The organism is Pantoea sp. SGAir0430, assembly GCF_043549295.1.
Genome location: NZ_CP039427.1, coordinates 2,694,809 through 2,718,626 on the forward strand (window position 1 = coordinate 2,694,809; position 23,818 = coordinate 2,718,626).

The 23,818-nt window shown below is 57.3% G+C and carries 18 protein-coding genes, 1 tRNA gene and 3 rRNA genes; 3 read left to right on the forward strand and 19 right to left on the reverse strand.

The annotated features are described in order from the left end of the window. Nucleotides 1–26: 26 nt before the first annotated feature. From birA to pepQ, 10 genes are all read right to left on the reverse strand, one after another. Nucleotides 27–989 (reverse strand): bifunctional biotin--[acetyl-CoA-carboxylase] ligase/biotin operon repressor BirA, encoded by a 963-nt coding sequence (birA, locus tag E7738_RS12810; protein WP_021508689.1) that lies wholly within the window; start codon nt 987–989, stop codon nt 27–29. After that, nucleotides 986–2,023 (reverse strand): UDP-N-acetylmuramate dehydrogenase, encoded by a 1,038-nt coding sequence (gene murB, locus E7738_RS12815; protein ID WP_150361795.1) that lies wholly within the window; start codon nt 2,021–2,023, stop codon nt 986–988. Before murB ends, birA begins: the two co-directional genes overlap by 4 nt. Before the next feature lie 150 nt (nt 2,024–2,173). Then, nucleotides 2,174–2,289, reverse strand: a 5S ribosomal RNA gene (gene rrf / locus E7738_RS12820). A gap of 197 nt (nt 2,290–2,486) precedes the next feature. Continuing rightward, nucleotides 2,487–5,391, reverse strand: a 23S ribosomal RNA gene (locus E7738_RS12825). A gap of 214 nt (nt 5,392–5,605) precedes the next feature. Continuing rightward, nucleotides 5,606–5,680, reverse strand: a tRNA-Glu gene (locus E7738_RS12830). An 88-nt stretch (nt 5,681–5,768) separates the two neighbouring features. Continuing rightward, nucleotides 5,769–7,310, reverse strand: a 16S ribosomal RNA gene (locus E7738_RS12835). The 16S, 23S and 5S rRNA genes sit together here with 1 tRNA gene alongside, the layout of an rRNA operon. A gap of 394 nt (nt 7,311–7,704) precedes the next feature. Beyond that, the gene (hemG, locus tag E7738_RS12840) at nt 7,705–8,253 is read right to left on the reverse strand and encodes a menaquinone-dependent protoporphyrinogen IX dehydrogenase (RefSeq protein WP_058781596.1); all 549 of its coding nucleotides are present in this window, start codon (nt 8,251–8,253) and stop codon (nt 7,705–7,707) included. Nucleotides 8,254–8,270: 17 nt separating this feature from the next. Further along, nucleotides 8,271–9,722: a Trk system potassium transporter TrkH gene (trkH, locus tag E7738_RS12845; RefSeq protein WP_021506935.1), complete on the reverse strand. Its 1,452-nt coding sequence runs from the start codon at nt 9,720–9,722 to the stop codon at nt 8,271–8,273. Nucleotides 9,723–9,749: 27 nt separating this feature from the next. Beyond that, complete coding sequence (locus tag E7738_RS12850) at nt 9,750–10,367, reverse strand: IMPACT family protein (RefSeq protein WP_215800466.1); 618 nt, start codon at nt 10,365–10,367, stop codon at nt 9,750–9,752. Then, a complete protein-coding gene (pepQ, locus tag E7738_RS12855; RefSeq protein WP_132465979.1) occupies nt 10,367–11,698 on the reverse strand; it encodes a Xaa-Pro dipeptidase in 1,332 nt (443 codons plus the stop codon). The genes E7738_RS12850 and pepQ overlap by 1 nt, the downstream gene beginning before the upstream one ends. 185 nt (nt 11,699–11,883) lie before the next feature. Here pepQ and fadB point away from each other — a divergent pair, with 185 nt between their 5' ends. Together fadB and fadA are read left to right on the forward strand one after the other, a co-directional pair. Further along, nucleotides 11,884–14,067, forward strand: a complete 2,184-nt coding sequence (fadB, locus tag E7738_RS12860; protein ID WP_309785566.1) for a fatty acid oxidation complex subunit alpha FadB — start codon at nt 11,884–11,886, stop codon at nt 14,065–14,067. A gap of 10 nt (nt 14,068–14,077) precedes the next feature. Further along, a complete protein-coding gene (gene fadA, locus E7738_RS12865) occupies nt 14,078–15,241 on the forward strand; it encodes an acetyl-CoA C-acyltransferase FadA (RefSeq protein ID WP_394515687.1) in 1,164 nt (387 codons plus the stop codon). Nucleotides 15,242–15,329: 88 nt separating this feature from the next. Here the strand turns inward: fadA and fre are convergent, their stop codons facing one another. The 3 genes from fre to pepE all read right to left on the reverse strand — a co-directional run bounded on the left by fre (nt 15,330) and on the right by pepE (nt 18,352). After that, nucleotides 15,330–16,031: an NAD(P)H-flavin reductase gene (gene fre / locus E7738_RS12870; RefSeq protein ID WP_021506940.1), complete on the reverse strand. Its 702-nt coding sequence runs from the start codon at nt 16,029–16,031 to the stop codon at nt 15,330–15,332. A 31-nt stretch (nt 16,032–16,062) separates the two neighbouring features. Then, complete coding sequence (gene ubiD, locus E7738_RS12875) at nt 16,063–17,547, reverse strand: 4-hydroxy-3-polyprenylbenzoate decarboxylase (RefSeq protein ID WP_127833539.1); 1,485 nt, start codon at nt 17,545–17,547, stop codon at nt 16,063–16,065. A gap of 73 nt (nt 17,548–17,620) precedes the next feature. Next, the gene (pepE, locus tag E7738_RS12880) at nt 17,621–18,352 is read right to left on the reverse strand and encodes a dipeptidase PepE (RefSeq protein WP_058758126.1); all 732 of its coding nucleotides are present in this window, start codon (nt 18,350–18,352) and stop codon (nt 17,621–17,623) included. A 209-nt stretch (nt 18,353–18,561) separates the two neighbouring features. Here pepE and rfaH point away from each other — a divergent pair, with 209 nt between their 5' ends. Continuing rightward, entirely contained in the window at nt 18,562–19,050 is a 489-nt protein-coding gene (gene rfaH / locus E7738_RS12885; RefSeq protein ID WP_031279607.1) for a transcription/translation regulatory transformer protein RfaH, read from the forward strand. Here the strand turns inward: rfaH and tatD are convergent. The 6 genes from tatD to E7738_RS12915 all read right to left on the reverse strand — a co-directional run bounded on the left by tatD (nt 19,047) and on the right by E7738_RS12915 (nt 23,812). After that, nucleotides 19,047–19,829, reverse strand: coding sequence for a 3'-5' ssDNA/RNA exonuclease TatD (gene tatD / locus E7738_RS12890; protein ID WP_058758125.1), 783 nt, complete (start codon nt 19,827–19,829; stop codon nt 19,047–19,049). The two genes, rfaH and tatD, sit on opposite strands and share 4 nt — an antisense overlap. A 107-nt stretch (nt 19,830–19,936) precedes the next feature. After that, the gene (tatC, locus tag E7738_RS12895) at nt 19,937–20,698 is read right to left on the reverse strand and encodes a Sec-independent protein translocase subunit TatC (RefSeq protein ID WP_021506945.1); all 762 of its coding nucleotides are present in this window, start codon (nt 20,696–20,698) and stop codon (nt 19,937–19,939) included. A gap of 2 nt (nt 20,699–20,700) precedes the next feature. Continuing rightward, the gene (tatB, locus tag E7738_RS12900) at nt 20,701–21,210 is read right to left on the reverse strand and encodes a Sec-independent protein translocase protein TatB (protein WP_127833538.1); all 510 of its coding nucleotides are present in this window, start codon (nt 21,208–21,210) and stop codon (nt 20,701–20,703) included. 9 nt (nt 21,211–21,219) lie between these two features. Then, nucleotides 21,220–21,462, reverse strand: a complete 243-nt coding sequence (gene tatA / locus E7738_RS12905; RefSeq protein ID WP_010618194.1) for a Sec-independent protein translocase subunit TatA — start codon at nt 21,460–21,462, stop codon at nt 21,220–21,222. Nucleotides 21,463–21,572: 110 nt separating this feature from the next. Beyond that, complete coding sequence (ubiB, locus tag E7738_RS12910; RefSeq protein ID WP_021506947.1) at nt 21,573–23,210, reverse strand: ubiquinone biosynthesis regulatory protein kinase UbiB; 1,638 nt, start codon at nt 23,208–23,210, stop codon at nt 21,573–21,575. Next, nucleotides 23,207–23,812, reverse strand: a complete 606-nt coding sequence (locus E7738_RS12915) for a ubiquinone biosynthesis protein UbiJ (protein WP_394515688.1) — start codon at nt 23,810–23,812, stop codon at nt 23,207–23,209. Before E7738_RS12915 ends, ubiB begins: the two co-directional genes overlap by 4 nt. Between the last annotated feature and the right edge of the window lie 6 nt (nt 23,813–23,818).

Consider the following 23,818-nt stretch of genomic DNA (forward strand, 5'->3'; position numbering starts at 1 on the left):
CGTTTAATGCGTCACTGTTTACTGTGTTAATTAGCGGGACGTAATGAGATCTCGCCACCGACCCAGGATTTAATCTCACCATCCTGTTCCAGCAATAAACCGCCCTGCTTATCAATTCCGCGCGCAATGCCATGCACTTCACGATCGCCAATCAGCAGTTTCACCGGACGATGGATAAAGTTATCCAGCGCTTCCCAGCGGCCGACAAACGGCGCCAGCCCATCCCGTTCAAATAGAGGTAAAGCTTCACGCAGACGGTTTATCAACCTGGCGGCGAGTTCGTTACGATTGATCTCGATGCCCGCTTCCTGCAGATTGATCCAACCCTGATTGATTTCCGCCGTGCCTTCGCCCCGCATCACCAGGTTGATCCCCGCGCCCATCACAATTTGCGCCGCATCGCCGGTTTTACCGGTGAGCTCAACCAGAATACCCGCCAGTTTACGATCCTGCAAATAGAGGTCATTTGGCCACTTAACGCGAACGTCTGCCGCGCCCAGCGACTGGATAACCTCTGCCATCACGATACCAATCACCAGACTCAGGCCCATTGCCGCAGCTGGCCCCTGCTCCAGTCGCCAGTACATGGACATGTAGAGATTGGCGCCAAACGGCGAGAACCATTTCCGTCCGCGCCGGCCGCGCCCGGCCTGTTGATATTCCGCGATGCACGCATAACCGGAGTTCAGCTGGTCCATGCGATCGAGTAAATACTGATTCGTTGAGTCAATAACCGGAATCACCGCCAGATCCGGCTGATGCAGATGCGCCAGTATCGCCTCTTCATTCAGCAGCTGAATCGGCGCTGGCAGGCTGTAGCCTTTCCCTGTCACGGTGTAGACATCCAGACCCCAGCTTTTCAGCGTCTGAATATGTTTATTCACGGCAGCGCGGCTCATACCGAGCGCTTCACCCAGCTGTTCACCAGAGTGAAATTCGCCATCGGCCAGCAGGGCGACCAGTTTTAATGGAACGCTATGATCTTTCATGAAATCACCTCGACGGCGTTACGCTCGCCCTGCGCGCCAATGAAACGTACTTCTGGCTCCAGCCACACGGCAAATTTTTTCCCCACCTCCTGACGCACATGATGTGCCAGGGCGACAATATCCTGCGGTGTGGCATTGTCTTCATTGATCAGTACCAGTGCCTGCTGACGATGCACCGCAGCACCGCCAAGACGATAGCCTTTCAACGCACACTGATCGATCAGCCAGCCTGCGGCCAGCTTGACCTCACCACTGTGCTGGGGATAGTGCGGCATAGCAGGATAGTGCGTGAGCAATACCTCTGCCTGCTGAGCGGAAATCAAAGGATTTTTAAAGAAACTGCCTACATTGCCTGTTATGCGCGGATCGGGCAGCTTACTTTGTCGCATATGGCACACCGCATTGAATACGTCCCACGCGCATACGGTGGCGGGATTGAGCTTCGCCAGATCGCCATAGCTCAGTACCGGTTTCCACTGCTTGGCCAGACGCAGCCCGACGGCCACAATCACATAGTCATGCTTCATCGCGTGTTTGAAGATGCTGTCGCGATAACCAAACTGGCACTCATCACGGTGCAGACGCGTGACTGTGCTATCCGGCAGGTGTAACACCTCGACGTACTGGCAAATATCTTTAAATTCAACACCGTAAGCGCCAATGTTCTGGATGGGTGCCGATCCCGTCACGCCTGGAATCAGCGCCAGATTTTCCAGCCCGGTGAGGCCTTTCTTTAAAGTGTGCTCAACCAACTGATGCCAGTTTTCGCCTGCACCAACGTGCAGATGCCAGGCTTCGTCGTGCTCTTCCAGGGTAATGCCTTTAATCGCGTTGATCACCACGCAGCCGGCAAAATCTTCGAGGAACAGGACGTTACTGCCCTCGCCAAGCACCATAAACGGCTGATTATTTTGCTGGCTGGCGTGCCAGGCAGAGGAAATGGCTTCTGCGCTATCCGCAACAACAAGCTTTTCAGCCGCGATTGCAAGACCCAGTGTGTTGAACGCTTTCAGGGAAGTCTGAGGGCTGGACATGTTACGGCCTTTACTGATTAATCTGGCCGTAGTTTACCCGATTGCACGGTTTTACAGTGGGGAGTTTTCGCGTTTTTAGCGGTAAATTTGCCGGAGTACGGACGTAAAAAAGCCCCGGACTCTCGTCCGGGGCTTCTTCACTGGTTTGATGCCTGGCAGTTCCCTACTCTCGCATGGGGAGGCCCCACACTACCATCGGCGCTACGGCGTTTCACTTCTGAGTTCGGCATGGGGTCAGGTGGGACCACCGCGCTGTTGCCGCCAGGCAAATTCTGTTTTCGTCCGCGTCTTTCGCGCTCTGACTGCGTTGCCCCGCTCGCGCCGCTCAGTCACATACTCGTGTATGCTCCTTCACGTCGTCTCGCGTGCCGCCTTGTCACAGCACAAAATCCACTGGACGTAATCCGGTGAACAAAGCTGAAAATTCTTTCGGTCTCTCGGACCAAAACGCCTCTGGCGTTGTAAGGTTAAGCCTCACGGGTCATTAGTACCGGTTAGCTCAACGCATCGCTGCGCTTACACACCCGGCCTATCAACGTCGTCGTCTTCAACGTCCCTTCAGGACCCTCAAGGGGTCAGGGAGAACTCATCTCGGGGCAAGTTTCGTGCTTAGATGCTTTCAGCACTTATCTCTTCCGCACTTAGCTACCGGGCAGTGCCATTGGCATGACAACCCGAACACCAGCGGTGCGTTCACTCCGGTCCTCTCGTACTAGGAGCAACCCCCCTCAATTCTCCAGCGCCCACGGCAGATAGGGACCGAACTGTCTCACGACGTTCTAAACCCAGCTCGCGTACCACTTTAAACGGCGAACAGCCGTACCCTTGGGACCTACTTCAGCCCCAGGATGTGATGAGCCGACATCGAGGTGCCAAACACCGCCGTCGATATGAACTCTTGGGCGGTATCAGCCTGTTATCCCCGGAGTACCTTTTATCCGTTGAGCGATGGCCCTTCCATTCAGAACCACCGGATCACTATGACCTGCTTTCGCACCTGCTCGAGCCGTCACTCTCGCAGTCAAGCTGGCTTATGCCATTGCACTAACCTCCTGATGTCCGACCAGGATTAGCCAACCTTCGTGCTCCTCCGTTACGCTTTGGGAGGAGACCGCCCCAGTCAAACTACCCACCAGACACTGTCCGCAGCCCGGATTACGGGCCTACGTTAGAACATCAAACATTAAAGGGTGGTATTTCAAGGTTGGCTCCACGCAGACTGGCGTCCACGCTTCAAAGCCTCCCACCTATCCTACACATCAAGGCTCAATGTTCAGTGTCAAGCTATAGTAAAGGTTCACGGGGTCTTTCCGTCTTGCCGCGGGTACACTGCATCTTCACAGCGATTTCAATTTCACTGAGTCTCGGGTGGAGACAGCCTGGCCATCATTACGCCATTCGTGCAGGTCGGAACTTACCCGACAAGGAATTTCGCTACCTTAGGACCGTTATAGTTACGGCCGCCGTTTACCGGGGCTTCGATCAAGAGCTTCTCCTTGCGGATAACCCCATCAATTAACCTTCCGGCACCGGGCAGGCGTCACACCGTATACGTCCACTTTCGTGTTTGCACAGTGCTGTGTTTTTAATAAACAGTTGCAGCCAGCTGGTATCTTCGACTGGCCTCGGCTCCGGGAGCAAGTCCCTTCACCTACGCGCCAGCGTGCCTTCTCCCGAAGTTACGGCACCATTTTGCCTAGTTCCTTCACCCGAGTTCTCTCAAGCGCCTTGGTATTCTCTACCTGACCACCTGTGTCGGTTTGGGGTACGATTTCGTGTTACCTGGAGCTTAGAGGCTTTTCCTGGAAGCAGGGCATCAGTTACTTCACCGCCGTGGCGGCTCGTCGTCACGCCTCAGTGTTAAAGAAGACCGGATTTGCCTGGTCTTCACACCTGCACGCTTAAACCGGGACAACCGTCGCCCGGATAACCTAGCCTTCTCCGTCCCCCCTTCGCAGTAACACCAAGTACAGGAATATTAACCTGTTTCCCATCGACTACGCTTTTCAGCCTCGCCTTAGGGGTCGACTCACCCTGCCCCGATTAACGTTGGACAGGAACCCTTGGTCTTCCGGCGAGCGGGCTTTTCACCCGCTTTATCGTTACTTATGTCAGCATTCGCACTTCTGATACCTCCAGCATGCCTCACAGCACACCTTCAGCGGCTTACAGAACGCTCCCCTACCCAACAACACATAGTGTCGCTGCCGCAGCTTCGGTGCATGGTTTAGCCCCGTTACATCTTCCGCGCAGGCCGACTCGACCAGTGAGCTATTACGCTTTCTTTAAATGATGGCTGCTTCTAAGCCAACATCCTGGCTGTCTGTGCCTTCCCACATCGTTTCCCACTTAACCATGACTTTGGGACCTTAGCTGGCGGTCTGGGTTGTTTCCCTCTTCACGACGGACGTTAGCACCCGCCGTGTGTCTCCCGTGATAACATTCTCCGGTATTCGCAGTTTGCATCGGGTTGGTAAGCCGGGATGGCCCCCTAGCCGAAACAGTGCTCTACCCCCGGAGATGAGTTCACGAGGCGCTACCTAAATAGCTTTCGGGGAGAACCAGCTATCTCCCGGTTTGATTGGCCTTTCACCCCCAGCCACAAGTCATCCGCTAATTTTTCAACATTAGTCGGTTCGGTCCTCCAGTTAGTGTTACCCAACCTTCAACCTGCCCATGGCTAGATCACCGGGTTTCGGGTCTATACCCTGCAACTTAACGCCCAATTAAGACTCGGTTTCCCTTCGGCTCCCCTATGCGGTTAACCTTGCTACAGAATATAAGTCGCTGACCCATTATACAAAAGGTACGCAGTCACACCCTGAAGGTGCTCCCACTGCTTGTACGTACACGGTTTCAGGTTCTGTTTCACTCCCCTCGCCGGGGTTCTTTTCGCCTTTCCCTCACGGTACTGGTTCACTATCGGTCAGTCAGGAGTATTTAGCCTTGGAGGATGGTCCCCCCATGTTCAGACAGGATACCACGTGTCCCGCCCTACTCGTCGGACTCACAACTCATGCATCTTCGTGTACGGGGCTGTCACCCGGTATCGCGCGACTTTCCAGACGCTTCCACTGATGCACAAGCTGATTCAGGTCCTGGGCTGCTCCCCGTTCGCTCGCCGCTACTGGGGGAATCTCGGTTGATTTCTTTTCCTCGGGGTACTTAGATGTTTCAGTTCCCCCGGTTCGCCTCGTTAACCTATGTATTCAGTTAACGATGATGCACAGAGTGCACCGGGTTTCCCCATTCGGACATCGACGGCTGTAGCGGTTCATATCACCTCACCGTCGCTTTTCGCAGATTAGCACGTCCTTCATCGCCTCTGACTGCCAGGGCATCCACCGTGTACGCTTAGTCGCTTAACCTCACAACCCACAGGCGTTTTGCAACGCTGCGGACTGCAAGCATTTGAGAGACTCGAACGCATCGCCATTTCATTCTTATTACGGAGAATGAACACGACGCATCGTTTCAAATTTTCAGCTTGTTCCGGATTGTTAAAGAGCAATATCTCAAACACGACGTTACCGTCAGTTTTGAGATATTCTGTGGAGACACCTTTCACCTGTCACCAAGCAGTGGCGTCCCCTAGGGGATTCGAACCCCTGTTGCCGCCGTGAAAGGGCGGAGTCCTAACCGCTAGACGAAGGGGACACAAAGTGTCACGACTTCGCAGCCGTCCTGCTCGTTACTTTTCTATCAGACAATCTGTGTGAGCACTTCGCGGGAAGGTATCTTCAGGTAAGGAGGTGATCCAACCGCAGGTTCCCCTACGGTTACCTTGTTACGACTTCACCCCAGTCATGAATCACAAAGTGGTAAGCGCCCTCCCGAAGGTTAAGCTACCTACTTCTTTTGCAACCCACTCCCATGGTGTGACGGGCGGTGTGTACAAGGCCCGGGAACGTATTCACCGTAGCATTCTGATCTACGATTACTAGCGATTCCGACTTCATGGAGTCGAGTTGCAGACTCCAATCCGGACTACGACGCACTTTATGAGGTCCGCTTGCTCTCGCGAGGTCGCTTCTCTTTGTATGCGCCATTGTAGCACGTGTGTAGCCCTGGCCGTAAGGGCCATGATGACTTGACGTCATCCCCACCTTCCTCCGGTTTATCACCGGCAGTCTCCTTTGAGTTCCCGACCGAATCGCTGGCAACAAAGGATAAGGGTTGCGCTCGTTGCGGGACTTAACCCAACATTTCACAACACGAGCTGACGACAGCCATGCAGCACCTGTCTCAGAGTTCCCGAAGGCACCAAAGCATCTCTGCTAAGTTCTCTGGATGTCAAGGCCAGGTAAGGTTCTTCGCGTTGCATCGAATTAAACCACATGCTCCACCGCTTGTGCGGGCCCCCGTCAATTCATTTGAGTTTTAACCTTGCGGCCGTACTCCCCAGGCGGTCGACTTAACGCGTTAGCTCCGGAAGCCACGCCTCAAGGGCACAACCTCCAAGTCGACATCGTTTACGGCGTGGACTACCAGGGTATCTAATCCTGTTTGCTCCCCACGCTTTCGCACCTGAGCGTCAGTCTTCGTCCAGGGGGCCGCCTTCGCCACCGGTATTCCTCCAGATCTCTACGCATTTCACCGCTACACCTGGAATTCTACCCCCCTCTACGAGACTCAAGCCTGCCAGTTTCAAATGCAGTTCCCAGGTTAAGCCCGGGGATTTCACATCTGACTTAACAGACCGCCTGCGTGCGCTTTACGCCCAGTAATTCCGATTAACGCTTGCACCCTCCGTATTACCGCGGCTGCTGGCACGGAGTTAGCCGGTGCTTCTTCTGCGGGTAACGTCAATCGGCAAGGTTATTAACCTCACCGCCTTCCTCCCCGCTGAAAGTACTTTACAACCCGAAGGCCTTCTTCATACACGCGGCATGGCTGCATCAGGCTTGCGCCCATTGTGCAATATTCCCCACTGCTGCCTCCCGTAGGAGTCTGGACCGTGTCTCAGTTCCAGTGTGGCTGGTCATCCTCTCAGACCAGCTAGGGATCGTCGCCTAGGTGAGCCATTACCCCACCTACTAGCTAATCCCATCTGGGCACATCCGATGGTGTGAGGCCCGAAGGTCCCCCACTTTGGTCTTGCGACGTTATGCGGTATTAGCTACCGTTTCCAGTAGTTATCCCCCTCCATCGGGCAGTTTCCCAGACATTACTCACCCGTCCGCCACTCGCCACCCAAAGAGCAAGCTCTTCTGTGCTGCCGTTCGACTTGCATGTGTTAGGCCTGCCGCCAGCGTTCAATCTGAGCCATGATCAAACTCTTCAATTTAAGTTTGATTTGCTGCAACGAGTGCAGCGATGCTCTGTGAATTAAACTTCGTAATGAATTACGTGTTCACTCAGCAAAGACTTGATATTTTTTTACGTCCGGAGACGCTGATATCAATCCTGCGAGTGCCCACACAGATTGTCTGATAAATTGTTAAAGAGCGGTGCGACGCGGCGTTCGGCCTGCTGTCGCGAGGTGGCGTATATTACGCTTTCCTCCTTCAGAGTCAAACACTTTTTTCAGCGTTTCTCTCCGGCGGGGTGAATCACTTCACGCCCTGCTGAGCCGCCTGCGTTGCCGCTTTGCCGTCTCAGTGGTGGCGCATTATAGGGCGTTAATTCTGGCTGACAAGGGTTTATTGCAAAAAAATGATCGTTCGGCCTAAATTTCACCACTACGCGTTATTTTGCGGCAATTTGCCTGGTAACTGTGCGAAATCCTGGGCAAAACGCGTGACTTTCTCCCAGTCGGTGTATTCAACTTCCTTCGATGTATCCGTTTCGCCGCCGGTCATACGCATAATGAACTGAATCATGATGCGATCGAACCAGCGATAGCGTGGATAGCGCAGCGCACCGGCAAACACCGCACAGCGATCCGGTTGCCACGGTGACTGCGCCAGGAACTTACGCGTATAGGCATTGGTTTCCGGCGTGCACTTATCAGCTTTGCGCGCAGTAAGATTGACGCTGAAAAAGCCGCTGACGCGCTGCTGCAGTGCCGCCTTATGTTGCGTGACGAATTTCATCAGCTCGGGCTGGAAGTGACCATAGCGAATCGAGGCGCCAATCAGCACGCGATCATACTGTGCCCACTCCACCTGCGGTGCCTGCGCCAGATCCAGCACATCACACAACTGCTGCGGTGTCAGCGTGCGGGCAATACGCGCCGCGATTTCACGGGTTTGCCCGTCACGGCTGGAATAAAGAATTAACGCTTTCATCACTCATTCCTGTTTTATTATTCGCGCCAGAAGGTGGGCGTGAACAGCACCAGCAGCGTGAACACTTCAAGGCGTCCAAACAGCATGGTGGAGATTAAAATCCACTTGGCGACATCATTCATCGACGTGAAGTTATCTGCCACCACACCCAGACCCGGGCCAAGGTTATTCAGCGTCGCCGCCACCGCGGCGAAGGCCGAGAAGTCATCCACGCCGGTGGCGATAATCGCCAGCATGCTGACCAGAAATACCAGCGCGTAAGCCGAGAAAAAGCCCCACACCGCTTCGAGAATACGTTCCGGCAGCGCACGGTTCCCCAATTTAATGGTATAGACCGCATTGGGATGCACCAGGCGTTTCAGTTCGCGCGACCCCTGCTTGCACAGCAGCAGAATACGAATCACCTTCAGGCCACCGCCGGTCGAACCCGCCATACCGCCAATAAAGGCTGAACACAGCAGCAGCACCGGCAGGAACAGCGGCCAGCGCGCAATACTGTCGGTGGTAAAGCCCGCCGTCGTCGCCATCGATACCACCTGGAAAAACGCCTGATTGAGGGTTTGCCAGCCGCTGGAATAGACATTATGGAACCACAGCACCAGGGTACAAATCAGCACCAGCGTCAGCTGCACGCCAATGAACATGCGGAATTCCGGATCGCGCCAGTAGACTTTCAGGTTTCGCCCGCTGAGCAACGAGAAGTGCAGGCCGTAGTTACAGCCGGAGATCAGCAGGAAAATCGCCACGATGGTATTAATGGTCGGGCTATTGAAGTAGCCGATGCTGGCATCATGGGTAGAAAAACCGCCGATGGCGATGGTCGAGAAGCTGTGGCCGATAGCATCAAACATCGGCATGCCCGCCAGCCACAGCGCCAGCGCACAGGCCACCGTCAGCAGCACGTAAATCAACCACAGGGTTTTCGCCGTTTCGGCAATGCGCGGGCGCATTTTGTTATCTTTCAGCGGTCCCGGCATCTCGGCGCGGTACAGCTGCATGCCGCCGACGCCGAGAATCGGCAGAATGGCCACCGCCAGCACGATGATCCCCATGCCGCCAAGCCACTGCAGCATCTGGCGATAGAACAGAATGGCTTTGGGCAGCGAGTCGAGCCCTACTAACGTAGTGGCACCGGTGGTGGTTAAGCCCGAGAAGGATTCGAAGAAGGCGTCGGTCACCGACAGGTGTGGCTGCTCGGCGAAGATAAACGGCATTGCCCCCACGCTGCCCAGCACGGTCCAGAACAGCACCACAATCAGAAAGCCTTCACGCGGTTTCAGCTCACTTTTTTGTTTGCGGTTGGGCCACCACAGCAGCGAACCGATGACGATCGCCATCATAAACGTCTGACTGAACGCGCGCCCGGCACCGTCGCGATAAATCAGGGCCACTAAGCCGGGCAGGATCATAGTTACCGAGAACAGAATCACCAGCAGGCCCACGATGCGGGTAATGGCGCGAAAATGCATTCAGCCGTTTCCTTTAAACAGATGCGGTTAGTTGTCCAGCGGGATCAGCGCCAAAGCGCCCCGGCTGTAATCAGAAAGGTTTTGCCTGAAGCCATCAATCTGCGGATGGGGCAACGCCAGACGTAGCGTAATGCGATCCTGATAATGGCTCTGTTCAAGGCTGCCGTCAAAACGCTGCAGCAGACGCTCTATATCGCTCAGCTGCGCATAGTCACACTGCAGGGTAAAACGTTGCATCGGCACTTTGCGCTGGCGCGTCAGCAGCTTCAGCCCCTGCTGCACGCCGCCACCGTAGGCTTTCACCAGCCCGCCGGTGCCCAGCATGATACCGCCATAATAGCGCACCACCACGGCGGTGATCTCGCCCACGCCGCTGCCCATCAGCTGCGCCAGCATCGGCTTACCGGCCGTGCCGGAGGGTTCGCCATCGTCAGAAAACCCCAGCTGTTGTGAATCATCGGGCGCGCCCGCCACCCAGGCCCAGCAGTGATGCCGCGCGGTCGGGTGTTCGTGCTTCACCTGCTGCACAAAGGCGCGCGCAGCGGCCACCCCATCGGTATGCGCCAGCAGGGTAATAAAGCGGCTCTTTTTGATGGTCTCCTCGCTGAGACTGACGGCCTCAGCGGGAATGTCGTAAGCGTCCATCAGGCCAGATGCAAGTCACGCGTCATGTTTTCGATGCGGCTGGCGTGAATCACCACATTATCCTCAATACGAATGCCTCCGTACGGCTTCAGAGCATCAATCGCCTGCCAGTCAAAGTGCTGACTGAACTTACCGCTGCGCAGCGGCGCCAGCAGTGAATCGATAATATAGAAGCCCGGTTCAATGGTCAGCACCATGCCCGGCTGCAGTACCCGCGTACAGCGCAGATAAGGATATTGCGATGGCGCCGCCAGATGCGTGCCGCTGTCGTCCTGCATAAACCCGGCAACGTCGTGCACCTGCAGGCCCAGCGGATGGCCGAGACCGTGCGGCATGAAGGGGCCGGTGAGGTTTTCCGCCACCAGCGTCTCTTCGCTCAGCCCCTGCACCAGTTCAAACTTCAGCAGCAGACGCGCGATACGCTGATGCATTTGCAGATGGTAATCGGTATAGCGCACGCCAGCTTTCAGCGTGGCGATCAGCGCTAGCTCTTCTTTATTCATCGCAGCAACCATTTCCGCGTAGCGCGTTTTGCTCTGCGCCGCGTAGCTGCGCGTCAGGTCTGCCGCATAGCCAAGATACTCTGCGCCGGCATCTATCAGGAAGCTGTGACGTTTCGCCGGCGGCTGGTGATCAAGCCGGGTGTAGTGCAGTACCGCAGCATGCTCATTCAGCGCGATGATATTGCCATACGGTACATCAATGTCACGGTGGCCGGTGGCGGTCAGATAGGCAAGATTGATATCAAACTCGCTCATGCCGGAGAAGAACGCCTCTTTCGCTGCGCGATGGCCTGCCACCGCCAGCTTCTGCGCTTCGCGCATACAGGCCAGCTCGTAATCGGTTTTGATGCTGCGATGATAATGCAGGAAGTCGATGACGCCCTGAGGATTGATCCCCTCGCTGCGGATGCCCAGCTGGGTGGCGCGGGACGGTACCGGCCCGATATAGGCCACCTTGTCGCGCTGTGCCGGCAACAGCTGAGCGATATCGTCAGCGTTTTTCAGGCCGATGACCTCGACATCCTGGGTCCAGAAGCTGTCCGGCAGTGGCTCGACGTTGTGCCAGTAATCGACCGGCGAGTAGAACCACAGTTTGGGTTTATTCACGCCATCGATCCACAGCCAGCAGTTGGGCACCTGGGTCACTGGCACCCAGGCTTTAAACTGCGGATTCACCTTAAACGGATAGTCATGATCGTCAAGAAATACGGTCAGCAACTCGCCTGAATGAATCAGCATGGCGTCCAGCTTGAAGCGCGCCAGCACCTGTTGCGCACGCTGCTGCAGCGTTGAGATATGCGCGTGATACAGGGTTTTCAGTGAATCCATGGACTTGTCTCCGATGTCGCGAAAGTGGCGGCAGTGTAGCACAGCCGCGCGGGGGATGCCGTGCTGCGCGCGCTGTGATCGCCGTATCAAATAAGCAAACTCTCGTTTGCAAAAAATTAACATGACACCCACACTCCTGATCATCTGGTATGACCAGATCACCTTTCGCGTTTCAGGAGACGGACATGCTCTACCAAGGCGATACCCTTTCAGTGCACTGGCTTGACGATGGCATCGCCGAGCTGGTTTTTGATGCGCCCGGTTCGGTGAACAAACTTGATACCAAAACCGTCGCCGCCTTAGGCGAGGCGCTGAGCGTACTGGAGCAGCAAAGCACGCTGCGCGGCCTGCTGCTCTCTTCCGCCAAACCGGCGTTTATTGTCGGGGCGGATATCACAGAATTCCTGTCGCTGTTTGATGCGCCCGCTGAGCAGCTCAGCCAGTGGCTGACATTCGCCAACAGCATCTTTAATCGTCTGGAAGATTTGCCGGTGCCGACGATCGCCGCCATTGACGGCTATGCACTGGGCGGGGGCTGCGAGTGTGTGCTGGCAACCGACTTCCGCGTGGCCACGCCCACCGCGCGCATTGGCCTGCCAGAAACCAAACTCGGCATTATGCCGGGCTTCGGCGGCAGCGTGCGTCTGCCGCGCCTGCTCGGTGCCGACAGCGCGCTGGAGATCATCGCCGCCGGCAAAGATATTGATGGCCTGGGCGCGCTGAAGCTCGGTCTGGTGGATGCGGTGGTCAGCAGCGAGAAGCTGCGCAGCGCGGCGCTGACCATGCTGCAGGACGCCATAGCCCAGGGCAGCTGGCAGGCGCGTCGTGCGCCGAAGCTGGCACCGCTTAAGCTCAGTCCGATTGAAGCCGCGATGAGTTTTACCCTCGCCAAAAGCATGGTGCAGCAAACCGCCGGTAAACACTATCCGGCACCGATCGCCGCGGTGCGAACCATCGAAGCGGCAGCGGGCTTAGGTCGTGATGATGCGCTGAAGCTGGAAACTGCTGCCTTTGTGCCGCTGGCGCAGAGCGATGTGGCACGCGCGCTGGTGGGCATCTTCCTCAATGACCAGTACGTAAAAGGCCTGGCGAAGAAACACAGCAGCGCGGCCGGCACGCCAGAGCAGGCGGCGGTACTGGGCGCAGGCATCATGGGCGGCGGGATCGCCTGGCAGTCGGCCTGGAAAGGCGTGCCGGTGAAGATGAAAGATATTAATCCGCAGGCGCTGACGCTGGGCATGAATGAAGCCAGCAAGCTGCTTAATAAGCAGCTGGAGCGCGGCAAAATCGACGGTACCAGGCTGGCGAGCGTGCTGGCGAGCATTCAGCCGACGCTGGATTACAGCGGCTTTGATCGCGCCGATGTGGTGGTCGAAGCGGTGGTCGAGAACCCGCAAATCAAAGCCAAAGTGCTGGCTGAAACCGAGCAGCAGCTGCGGGATGATGCCGTGCTGGCCTCGAATACCTCCACCATTCCAATCAGCCAGCTGGCGCAGGCGCTGCAGCGTCCGCAAAATTTCTGCGGCATGCACTTCTTCAATCCGGTGCCGCGTATGCCGCTGGTCGAAGTGATTCGCGGTGCGCAAACTTCTGAAGCCACCATCAGTAAAGTGGTGGCGTGGGCCAGCAAGATGGGCAAAACGCCGATTGTGGTGAATGACTGCCCCGGCTTCTTTGTGAACCGCGTACTGTTCCCCTACTTTGCCGCCTTCAGCCTGCTACTGCGCGACGGCGCGGACTTCCGCCAGATCGATAAAGTGATGGAGAAGCATTTTGGCTGGCCAATGGGGCCGGCGTGGCTGCTGGACGTGGTGGGCATTGATACCGCGCATCATGCACAACAGGTGATGGCGCAGGGCTTCCCGTCGCGGATGCAGAAAGATTACCGCGATGCCATTGATGTGCTGTTCGAAACCAAACGCTACGGCCAGAAAAATGGCCAGGGCTTTTACCGCTGGGAACAGGATAAAAAAGGCAAAGCGCAGAAGCGCGCCGATGCAGATGTCGATGCGCTGCTGGAGCCGGTATGTGAACCGAAGCGGGTATTCAGCGATGAAGAGATCGCCAACCGCATGATGCTGCCGATGCTCAACGAAGTGGTGCGCTGCCTCGAAGAAAACATCATCGCTTCCCCTGCCGAGGCGGATATGGCGCTGGTGTATGGCTTAGGTTTCCCACCGTTCCGCGGTGGCGCGTTCCGCTATATGGACACGCTGGGCATCAGCAATGTCGTCGATCAGGCTAAACGCTACCTCGCGCTCGGCCCGCTGTACGCACTGCCTGAGTTGCTGGTTCAGAAAGCCCACCAGCATCAGAGCTGGTATCCCGTCGCTCAACCGATTGACGCAGCGGCGCTGCAAACTGCCTGAGGTAATGAACATGGAAAACGTAGTGATTGTTGATGCCGTGCGCACGCCGATGGGCCGTTCCAAAGGCGGCGCCTTTCGCCAGGTGCGCGCCGAGGATCTCTCCGCCCATCTGATGCGCGAACTCCTCAGCCGCAATCCGGCCGTCGATGCCGCCGCGCTGGATGACATTATCTGGGGCTGCGTGCAGCAGACGCTGGAACAGGGCTTTAATATCGCCCGCAACGCCGCGCTGCTGGCGGAGATCCCGCATCGCGTGCCGGCCAGCACCGTCAATCGCCTGTGCGGCTCGTCCATGCAGGCGCTGCACGATGCGGCGCGCGCGATTATGGTCGGCGATGCCCACAGCTGTATTATTGGCGGCGTGGAACATATGGGCCACGTACCGATGAACCACGGCGTGGATTTTCATCCCGGCCTGGGGCGCACCGTGGCGAAAGCGGCGGGCATGATGGGGCTGACCGCCGAGATGCTGGCGCGCACGCACCACATCAGCCGTGAACAGCAGGATGCCTTCGCGCTGCGTTCACACCAGCGCGCTGCGGCCGCCACTCAGCGCGGTGATTTCAAACGCGAAATCGTCCCGACCTATGGCCACGATGCCGATGGCGTGCTGAAACGCTATGACAGTGATGAAGTGATTCGCGAGGACACCAGTCTTGAAGGCTTAGCCGCGCTGCGTCCGGCGTTCGATCCGGTCAACGGCACGGTTACCGCCGGCAGTTCGTCGGCGCTGTCCGACGGCGCGGCCGCCATGCTGATCATGAGCGAAAGCCGGGCGCGCGAACTGGGGCTGTCGCCGCGCGCACGCATCCGCAGCATGGCGGTGGTTGGCTGCGATCCGTCGATCATGGGTTACGGTCCGGTACCGGCCAGTAAGCTGGCGCTGAAGCGCGCCGGGCTGAGCGTGCAGGATATCGATCTGTTCGAACTCAATGAAGCCTTCGCCGCGCAGACGCTGCCGTGCCTGAAAGATTTAGGGCTGCTGGAGCAGCTGGATGAGAAAGTGAACCTTAACGGCGGCGCAATCGCACTCGGGCATCCGCTGGGATGTTCCGGCGCTCGTATCAGCACCACGTTGCTGAATCTGATGGAGCGTCGCGATGCACAGTTTGGTCTGGCAACCATGTGCATTGGCTTAGGCCAGGGCATCGCGACGGTATTCGAACGGGTTTAATACGTTGACCACTACACTTGCACGTGTTCCCGCCCAACCGGGCGGGCTTTTTTTTGCAGCGGCACGTGCATGCGCACCGCGTCACACATCAGATAAAGGCAAACGCATCGCCATACATCTGCGCTTCTAACGCACCACGTTCGGCACAGAAGCGCTCGCGGGCAATTTTTGCCATCTCAAACCGGCCGGCAATGTAGATATCGTGTCCACTCAGGCTGGCATAATCCTGCATTACCGCGGTCAGCACCGTGCCGCTGCGCCCCTGCCAGTCCTCCGCCGGCTGCTCCACCACCGGAATCACTTTCAGGTTCGGATGCTTCACCGCCAGCGCATTGAGTTCATCCAGATCGTACAGATGTCTCAGCTCGCGGCCGCCCCAGTAGATAGCGATATCGCGATCCGGCTGCTGCGCCAGCGCGGTCAGCAGAATCGAACGCGCATAGGAGAAGCCGGTGCCGCCGGCAATCAGCACAATCGGCCGCGCGCTGTCTTCACGCAGCCAGGCGTCGCCGTGCGGCATATCCACGGTGATCTGCCGATCATTTTTGATGCGATCCATCACCGCCATGGCGTACAGGTTCAGCTCTGAGGCACCAATGTGCAGCTCAATGATGTCCTTTTCCATTGGCGTCGATGCAAGCGAAAACGGGCGCTTGTCGCGCTCATCCATCACCACCATCAGATACTGGCCGGCGCGGAAGCTAAAATCCGCCGCCGGAATTAACCGCACGCGGTAAACCGTGTCCGTAATTGCTTCAACCGAAGTCACTTTGCAGCTTAACGTCGTCATAGGTGCCCTTTTTTATGGTTCTCAGCCGCCATCAGCGCTGCGGCGGCTCGGCAAAGATCGCTAACTCATCCCAGATTGCATCAATACGCGCCGTAACCGCAGGATCTTTCACAATCGGCGTCCCCCATTCACGCTGGGTTTCACCCGGCCACTTGTTGGTGGCATCCAGTCCCATCTTCGAGCCAAGTCCGGAAACCGGCGAAGCGAAGTCGAGATAGTCAATTGGCGTGTTTTCTACCAGTACCGTATCGCGCGCCGGATCCATTCGCGTGGTGATGGCCCAAATCACGTCGTTCCAGTCACGCGCGTTGACGTCATCGTCACACACAATCACAAACTTGGTGTACATAAACTGGCGCAGGAACGACCACACGCCGAACATCACGCGCTTGGCGTGACCGGCATACTGTTTTTTAATCGTCACTACCGCGAGGCGATAAGAGCAGCCTTCCGGCGGCAGATAGAAATCCACAATCTCCGGGAACTGTTTGATCAGAATCGGCACCAGCACTTCGTTCAGCGCTACGCCCAGTACCGCGGGCTCATCCGGCGGACGGCCGGTGTAGGTGGAGTGATAAATCGGGGTGCGCCGCTGGGTTACGTGCGTCACGGTAAACACCGGGAAGCTGTCTACTTCATTGTAGTAGCCGGTGTGATCGCCGTACGGCCCTTCCGGCGCCATGTCGCCCGGTTCGATGTAGCCTTCCAGCACGATTTCGGCGCTGGCCGGCACTTCCAGATCGTTCGAGACGCACTTCACCACCTCGGTTTTGTTGCCGCGCAGCAGACCGGCAAACGCATATTCCGATAGCGTATCCGGCACCGGCGTCACCGCGCCAAGAATGGTGGCCGGATCGGCGCCCAGCGCTACCGCCACCGGGAAGCGTTCACCGGGATGCGCTTTGCACCACTCCTGGAAATCCAGCGCGCCACCGCGATGCGACAGCCAGCGCATGATCACCCGATTTTTACCAATCACCTGCTGACGATAAATGCCGAGGTTCTGCCGCTCTTTATGCGGTCCGCGCGAGACGGTTAATCCCCAGGTAATCAGCGGCGCCGCATCGCCCGGCCAGCATTTCATGACCGGGATGCGCGCCAGATCGACCTCGTCACCGCTGAAAATCTCTTCCTGACACGGCGCATTACGCAGCCGTTTGGTCGGCATGTTCAGCACCTGTTTGAACTGCGGCATCTTATCGAACAGATCGCGGAACCCCTTCGGCGGCTCCGGCTCTTTCAGAAACGCCAGCAGCTTACCCACTTCGCGCAGCGCGCTGACCTCTTCCTGGCCCATACCCATTGCCACGCGCTTCGGCGTGCCAAACAGGTTGCACAGCACCGGCATGCTGTAGCCCTTCGGGTTTTCGAACAGCAGCGCCGGGCCACCGGCCCGCAGCGTGCGGTCGGCGATTTCGGTCATCTCGAGGACAGGATCGATCTCCTGAGTGATGCGCTTTAACTCGCCGCGCTGTTCCAGCAGCGCGAGAAAGTCTCGTAAATCCTGATATTTCATGCGGCGTTAGTCTTCCGGCCAGAGTGAAGCGTCATTATAAGTTTGTTCACGCCAGCGTGTTTGAGTTTCTGCGTCAGGCGGGCTGACAGGAAAACGGCACCAGCGACTGCAGGGCCAGCACATCGTGATAAGCGGCAATCGCTTCACCGTGACGGAACACTTTGAAATCTTCACCGCGCGCGCTGTAGTAGCGCAGACGGTTCTCACTGACGTGCAGGAAGCTGGCTTCCCGCAGCGCAATCACCGACTCCTGCGGATTCACTGCGCAGAACTCGGCCAGACGCTCATCACGGGTTTCGCCCATGTGGCCGCTGACGTGCGCATCAAGATAGTGAGGATTGATTTGCACCGGGAACAGCCCCAGCGCAGGCAGCACCACGCTGCTGCGTACCGGCATATCATTGGTGGTACGAATCGACGGTGTCGCCACGTTGCAGCCCGCGCTCCAGCCAACGTAAGGGACGTCGCGCTCGCGCACTGCGCGCTGAATCGCCACGATCAGCCCCTGCTCGTGCAGCATCTGGTTCAGCAACCAGGTATTGCCGCCACTTACCAGAATCAGCTCCGCCTGCTCAATGGCCGCAACCGGTGTCTCGAACTCGTGTACCGTGCGCACCGGAATGCCCAGTGACTGAGACAACGCCTGCGCACGCTGGGCGTGATCGTCACGAATAATGGCGTAGGGCACCAGCACCGCCGAAGTGATACCGCGCTGGGCAATCATCGCGTGCAGCTGCGGATGCGCATAGCTCAGCAGCGGCGCATCGTCGGCCACTTTGCCATTGCTCAGTAAAAACAGTTCCATCAGCCCGTCCTTTTTCTTCGTCTAATGGGTTGGCAGTCTGATACAGATGATCGCCAGACGTCAATTTTCTTGCTGAAAAGCGTTAGTTCGCCGCACCAATCGGAAAATTCGTAGAGATTTTTCTTGTGTGACCGGGTTTCCGGCCGCCGATGCGCTATAACTCTGACAACAGGTTTGTTATTCTTAGCGTCCATTATTTGGGAGCAGTTATGGAATCCTGGTACTTACTCTATTGCAAACGTGGTCAGCTGTTGCGCGCGAAGGAGCATCTTGAGCGGCAGGAGGTGAATTGCCTCAGCCCGATGATCGCTCTGGAGAAGATTGTGCGCGGCAAACGCACCACCGTGAGTGAGCCGCTGTTTCCCAACTATCTGTTTATCGAATTCGATCCGGAAGCGATTCACACCACCACCATCAGCAGCACGCGCGGCGTCAGCCACTTTGTGCGCTTTGGCGCCATGCCCGCGACGGTGCCGTATGAAGTGATCGAAGCGCTGCAAACCGATGCGCCGCAGATCCTGCTGGATCCGGAAACGCCGCAGGTCGGTGATGAAGTGCTGATCACCGACGGCACCTTTGAAGGGCTGCGCGCTATCTTTGCCGAGCCCGATGGTGAAACCCGCTCAATCCTGCTGCTTAACCTGCTGAATAAACAGGTGATGCGCAGCGTGGACAACAAGCAGTTCCGTAAGGTTTAAGCCAGTCTGAATAGCTGACGCGCATTGTGGTCGACGCGTGCCGCCAGTGCGTCTGGCTGTTCACCACGCCAGTGCGCCACCTGCTGAACGATATGCGGCAGAAAGCAGGGTTCGTTACGGCGCGAGGTCGGACGCGGACGCATATCGCGCGGCAGCAGATAGGGCGCGTCCGTCTCCAGCAGCAGACGATCTGCCGGAATCAGCGGCAGCATGTCACGCAGCGCCATTCCGCGCCGTTCATCGCACACCCAGCCGGTAATGCCCACCGATAACCCCAGCGCCAGGCAGGCTTCCAGCTCGTCACGCGTGCCGGTAAAACAGTGCACCACCGCGCCCACCAGTTTCGGCAGCCACGGCTGCAGCACCGCCAGAAAACGTTCATGTGCCTCACGACAGTGTAAAAACACCGGCAGCTGCAGTTCCGCCGCCAGCTGGAGCTGCGCATCAAACGCGTACTCCTGCTGCTCGTGCGCGGAAAGGTTCCGGTTGAAGTCGAGCCCGCATTCACCAATCGCGACCACCTGCTCGCTGTCAGCCAGGCGGCGCAGCGTACTGGCGGTTTCCGCCGACCACTCGCTGGCATGATGCGGGTGCACGCCGGCGGTCGACCAGCAGTAGCCCGCGTGCCGGGTCGCCAGCTGACGCGCCTGCTGGCTCTCCAGGGCATTGGTGCCGGTGATTAACAGGCCGGTGACGCCTGCTTCGCGCGCGCGTTTTACCACCTGATCGCGATCTTTTGCGAATTGCGTGCTGGTCAGGTTTACACCGATATCAAACATGTTTGCTCCCCATTCCGTCTTAAAGCGACGGATAGAAAAACCGCCCGGCAGGCGGGCGGTTAAGATTCATCATCACCCCATCAGCGGGATGCCCTGCATAAAAGACATCAGGCGTCGGGGTTCTGTTCCTCATCGTCTGCCGCCTGACGTCCTTTACCCACATAGTAGCGGGAGAAGAATACGCCGACTTCAAACAGGCAGTACATCGGAATAGCGAGCAAAGTTTGCGAGAAAACGTCCGGCGGTGTGAGCAACATCCCAACCACGAACGCGCCGACCAGAATATAGGGCCGTTTCTTTTTCAGATCGTCCGGGCTGGTAATGCCGGTCCAGCACAGCAGCACGATGGCAATCGGCACCTCAAACGCCACGCCAAACGCCATGAACAGCGTCATGACAAAGTCGAGGTAGTTAGTGATGTCCGTGGCGATGGTGACGCCCTGCGGCGCGGTTTTGGCAAAGAAGCCAAATGCCAGCGGGAACACAATGAAGTAGGCAAATGCCACGCCGACATAAAACAGCAGCGTACTGGAGAACAGCAGCGGCATCACCAGGCGGCGCTCATGGCGATACAGCGCGGGGGCGACAAACGCCCAGACCTGATAAAGAATCACCGGCACCGCAAGAAACACTGACACAATGATGGTCAGTTTGATCGGCGTAAAGAACGGTGAGGCCACGTCGGTGGCGATCATGCTGGCGCCGGCGGGCATCTGGCTAATCAGCGGCGCTGCCACCGCGTGATAGATGTCGTTGGCGAAGTAAACCAGACACAGGAAGATAACAAACACCGCGATGATGCAGTTCAGCAGACGCTTGCGCAGCTCAATCAGGTGGCTGATGAGCGGTTGGGTATCTTCAACGGCCATGTTTATCGTTCATCTTTTACGGGAGGAGTGGTCGCAGGCGCGACGGAATCGGTGTGGCTGGTGGCTGGTGCAGGCTGCGGCGCCTGCGCCGGGGCGCTGGCCTGATGTGCCGCGCTGGCCGGCGTCACGACGCTGTGCGGCTCTGCGGGCTGTGGCGCGGCAGCGGGCGGCTGATGAATGGTGTTGGCTTCATCTTCCGCTTTTTCGATATCGATGCTCTGCTGCACCGAGCGCTTCATGGAGTCCGCGGTTTTACGCAGCTCTTCCATGGATTGCTTCAGCTCCGGCGACAGCGTGCCGCGTCCTGCCTCTTCGACCTTTTTCAGGCTGTCCTGCAGCTCCTGCAGTTTCAGCTCCTGGGCCAGTTCGTTCTGCACATTAGCAGCCAGCGAGCGAATGGCCCGGATCCAGCCAACAACGGTTTTCACCGCAACCGGTAAGCGCTGCGGGCCCAGTACAATCAGCCCGATCACGAACACCAATACCAGTTCACTAAAACCAATATCGAACACAGTTTTACCTTACTTGTCCCGGGCGTCGTCTTTGCTCGCCGGGGTGTGCTGTTTGTCTGCCAGTTTGGCGTTGAAGTCAGCGTCCTGCTCTTTCGGTTGATCCTTTTTCTCGTCTTCATCGCTCATGGCTTTTTTGAAGCCGCGAATGGAAGAGCCTAAATCCGAACCCAGGTTACGAAGCTTATTGGTACCGAACAGAAGTACAACAATGACGGCAATGATTAACAATTGCCAAATACTGATACCGCCCATGAGATATGCCTCTAATATTCTGTGAAAAACGGTTAACTGTAACGCACAGAAAGTCCGTTTTTACCCGGACTTAAGCCTGCGACATTACGCGATTTGCACCAGGCAGACAATCAGTTTGTCTTGCGCCAGCCGATGAGCCAGGTGACGATGCCGGCGGCCATTAACAGCGCCGGGAAGAAGTCCCAGTCAGGCCGGCTCAACAGCACGGCGGTGCCACTTAATAACAGTGTAGCCCCGACGCCAAACAGATAACGTGCCTGATGATGACGGGTGCGCTGCGCGTTCAAATCGGTGACGAGTTTATCGACACTGTGCTGCAATAACTTGTGCTGGCGCATACTGTCGTAAAAAAGCTCCGGCAGCTCCGGCAGTTTCTCCGCCCAGAACGGCGCCTTCTCTTTCACCGCCCGCAGGATGGCCGGAATGCCAATCTGATCCTTAATCCAGTCCTCCAGGAACGGCTTGGCGGTTTTCCACAGATCGAGCTGCGGATAGAGCTGACGGCCGATGCCCTCGATGTACAGCAGGGTTTTCTGCAGCAGCACCAGCTGCGGCTGCACTTCCATATTGAAACGGCGCGCGGTGTTGAACAGATTGAGCAGCACGTGACCAAAGGAGATTTCCGCCAGCGGCTTTTCGAAAATCGGCTCGCACACGGTACGGATCGCGAACTCAAAATCTTCCACATTGGTATCCGGCGGTACCCAGCCCGAGTCGACGTGCAGCTCGGCCACTTTGCGGTAGTCGCGGTTGAAGAAGGCGATGAAGTTTTCCGCCAGGTAGCGCTTATCTTCTTTGTTCAGCGAGCCAACGATGCCGCAGTCAATGCCGATGTACTGCGGATCTTCCGGATGCTCGTAGCTGACGAAGATGTTGCCGGGATGCATATCGGCGTGGAAGAAGCTGTCGCGGAACACCTGGGTGAAGAACACCTGCACGCCGCGTTCGGCCAGCAGCTTCATGTTGACGCCGTGCTGCTCCAGCGTGGCAACGTCGGAGATAGGAATGCCGTAAATGCGCTCCATTACCAGCATGGTTTCGCTGCAGTAGTCGGAGAACACTTCCGGCACGTACAGCATGCGGCTCTGGTCGAAGTTGCGGCGCAGCTGAATCGCATTGGCAGCTTCACGCAGCAGATTGAGTTCATCAATCAGCGTTTTTTCGTAGTCGCGCACCACTTCCATCGGACGCAGACGGCGACCGTCCGGCAGCAGACGTGGCACCCAGCGCGCCAGGCGGTAAATCAGCTTCATGTCAGCTTTGATCACCGGCAGGATATCCGGGCGAATCACTTTGATCACCACTTCGCGGCCGTTGGATTTCAGCGTCGCGGTATGCACCTGGGCGATCGAAGCCGATGCCAGCGGTTTGATATCGAAGTCGTCGAACCAGGTTTCCACCGGGCCGCCAATCGAACGCTCAATCTGCGCTTTGGCTTTCACGCCGTCGAACGGCGCCACACGGTCCTGCAGAATCGCCAGCTCATCGGCAATTTTCGGCGGGAACAGGTCGCGGCGCGTCGAGAGCATCTGACCGAACTTGATCCAAACCGGACCGAGCTGCTCCATGGCCAGACGCAGACGGATGCCCATCTCAGCTTCTTTGTGCCGGTTGGGGATCCAGAAAACACAGCGTCGCCACAGCCGCAGCGGCAGCGTAATGCGCATATGCGGAATAAGTTCATCCAGCCCGTAGGTCAGAAAAACTTTGATAATGAAGTATAAGCGCCGAATTTCTCCCAGCGTCATTTCGCCTCCAGCTGTGCCAAACGCGCCTCAAACGCATTAAGCGCACGTTCCATCGCTTCTACCTCCTCACAAAACCACGCCTGCTCCAGCGCCCCCGGTGCCACGCGCCACTCTTCGGTCAGCACCTGCCCCAGATAATCCTGACGGCGGGTGACCTGCTGTCTGAGCTGGGCCAGCGCACGCTGAGCGGCCTGGCTGATGCCCTGTGCCGCGATGTCGCCCACCCACGGCGCGAGATATTCCGCCGGGTCGAGTTCAGCCAGATCCATCAGCGCGGAGAATTGCTGTACCACCTGCAGATCGCCTTCCACGTCCAGCTCACCGCTGCGAATCAGGCTGGTCAGCTGCTGACGATCGCGCAGCTTAGGCAGCGTGCTGAAACGCAGGCTGACGCTGCAGTCGCTGCGGTCCTGCCAGTCACTCAGCACATCCAGCTGGTTTTCACTGAACACCAGCACCAGCGGAAAATCCAGCTCCTGCAGGCGCAGCAGCAGGACTTTGCCGGCCAGACGCTGGCGTGCGGTTTTCAGGCTGCGATCGTGGTACAACACACGGTTCAGGGCGGTCTCAAGACCGCCGGTGATGAGAGGGGTAAAAGTCATGATTAA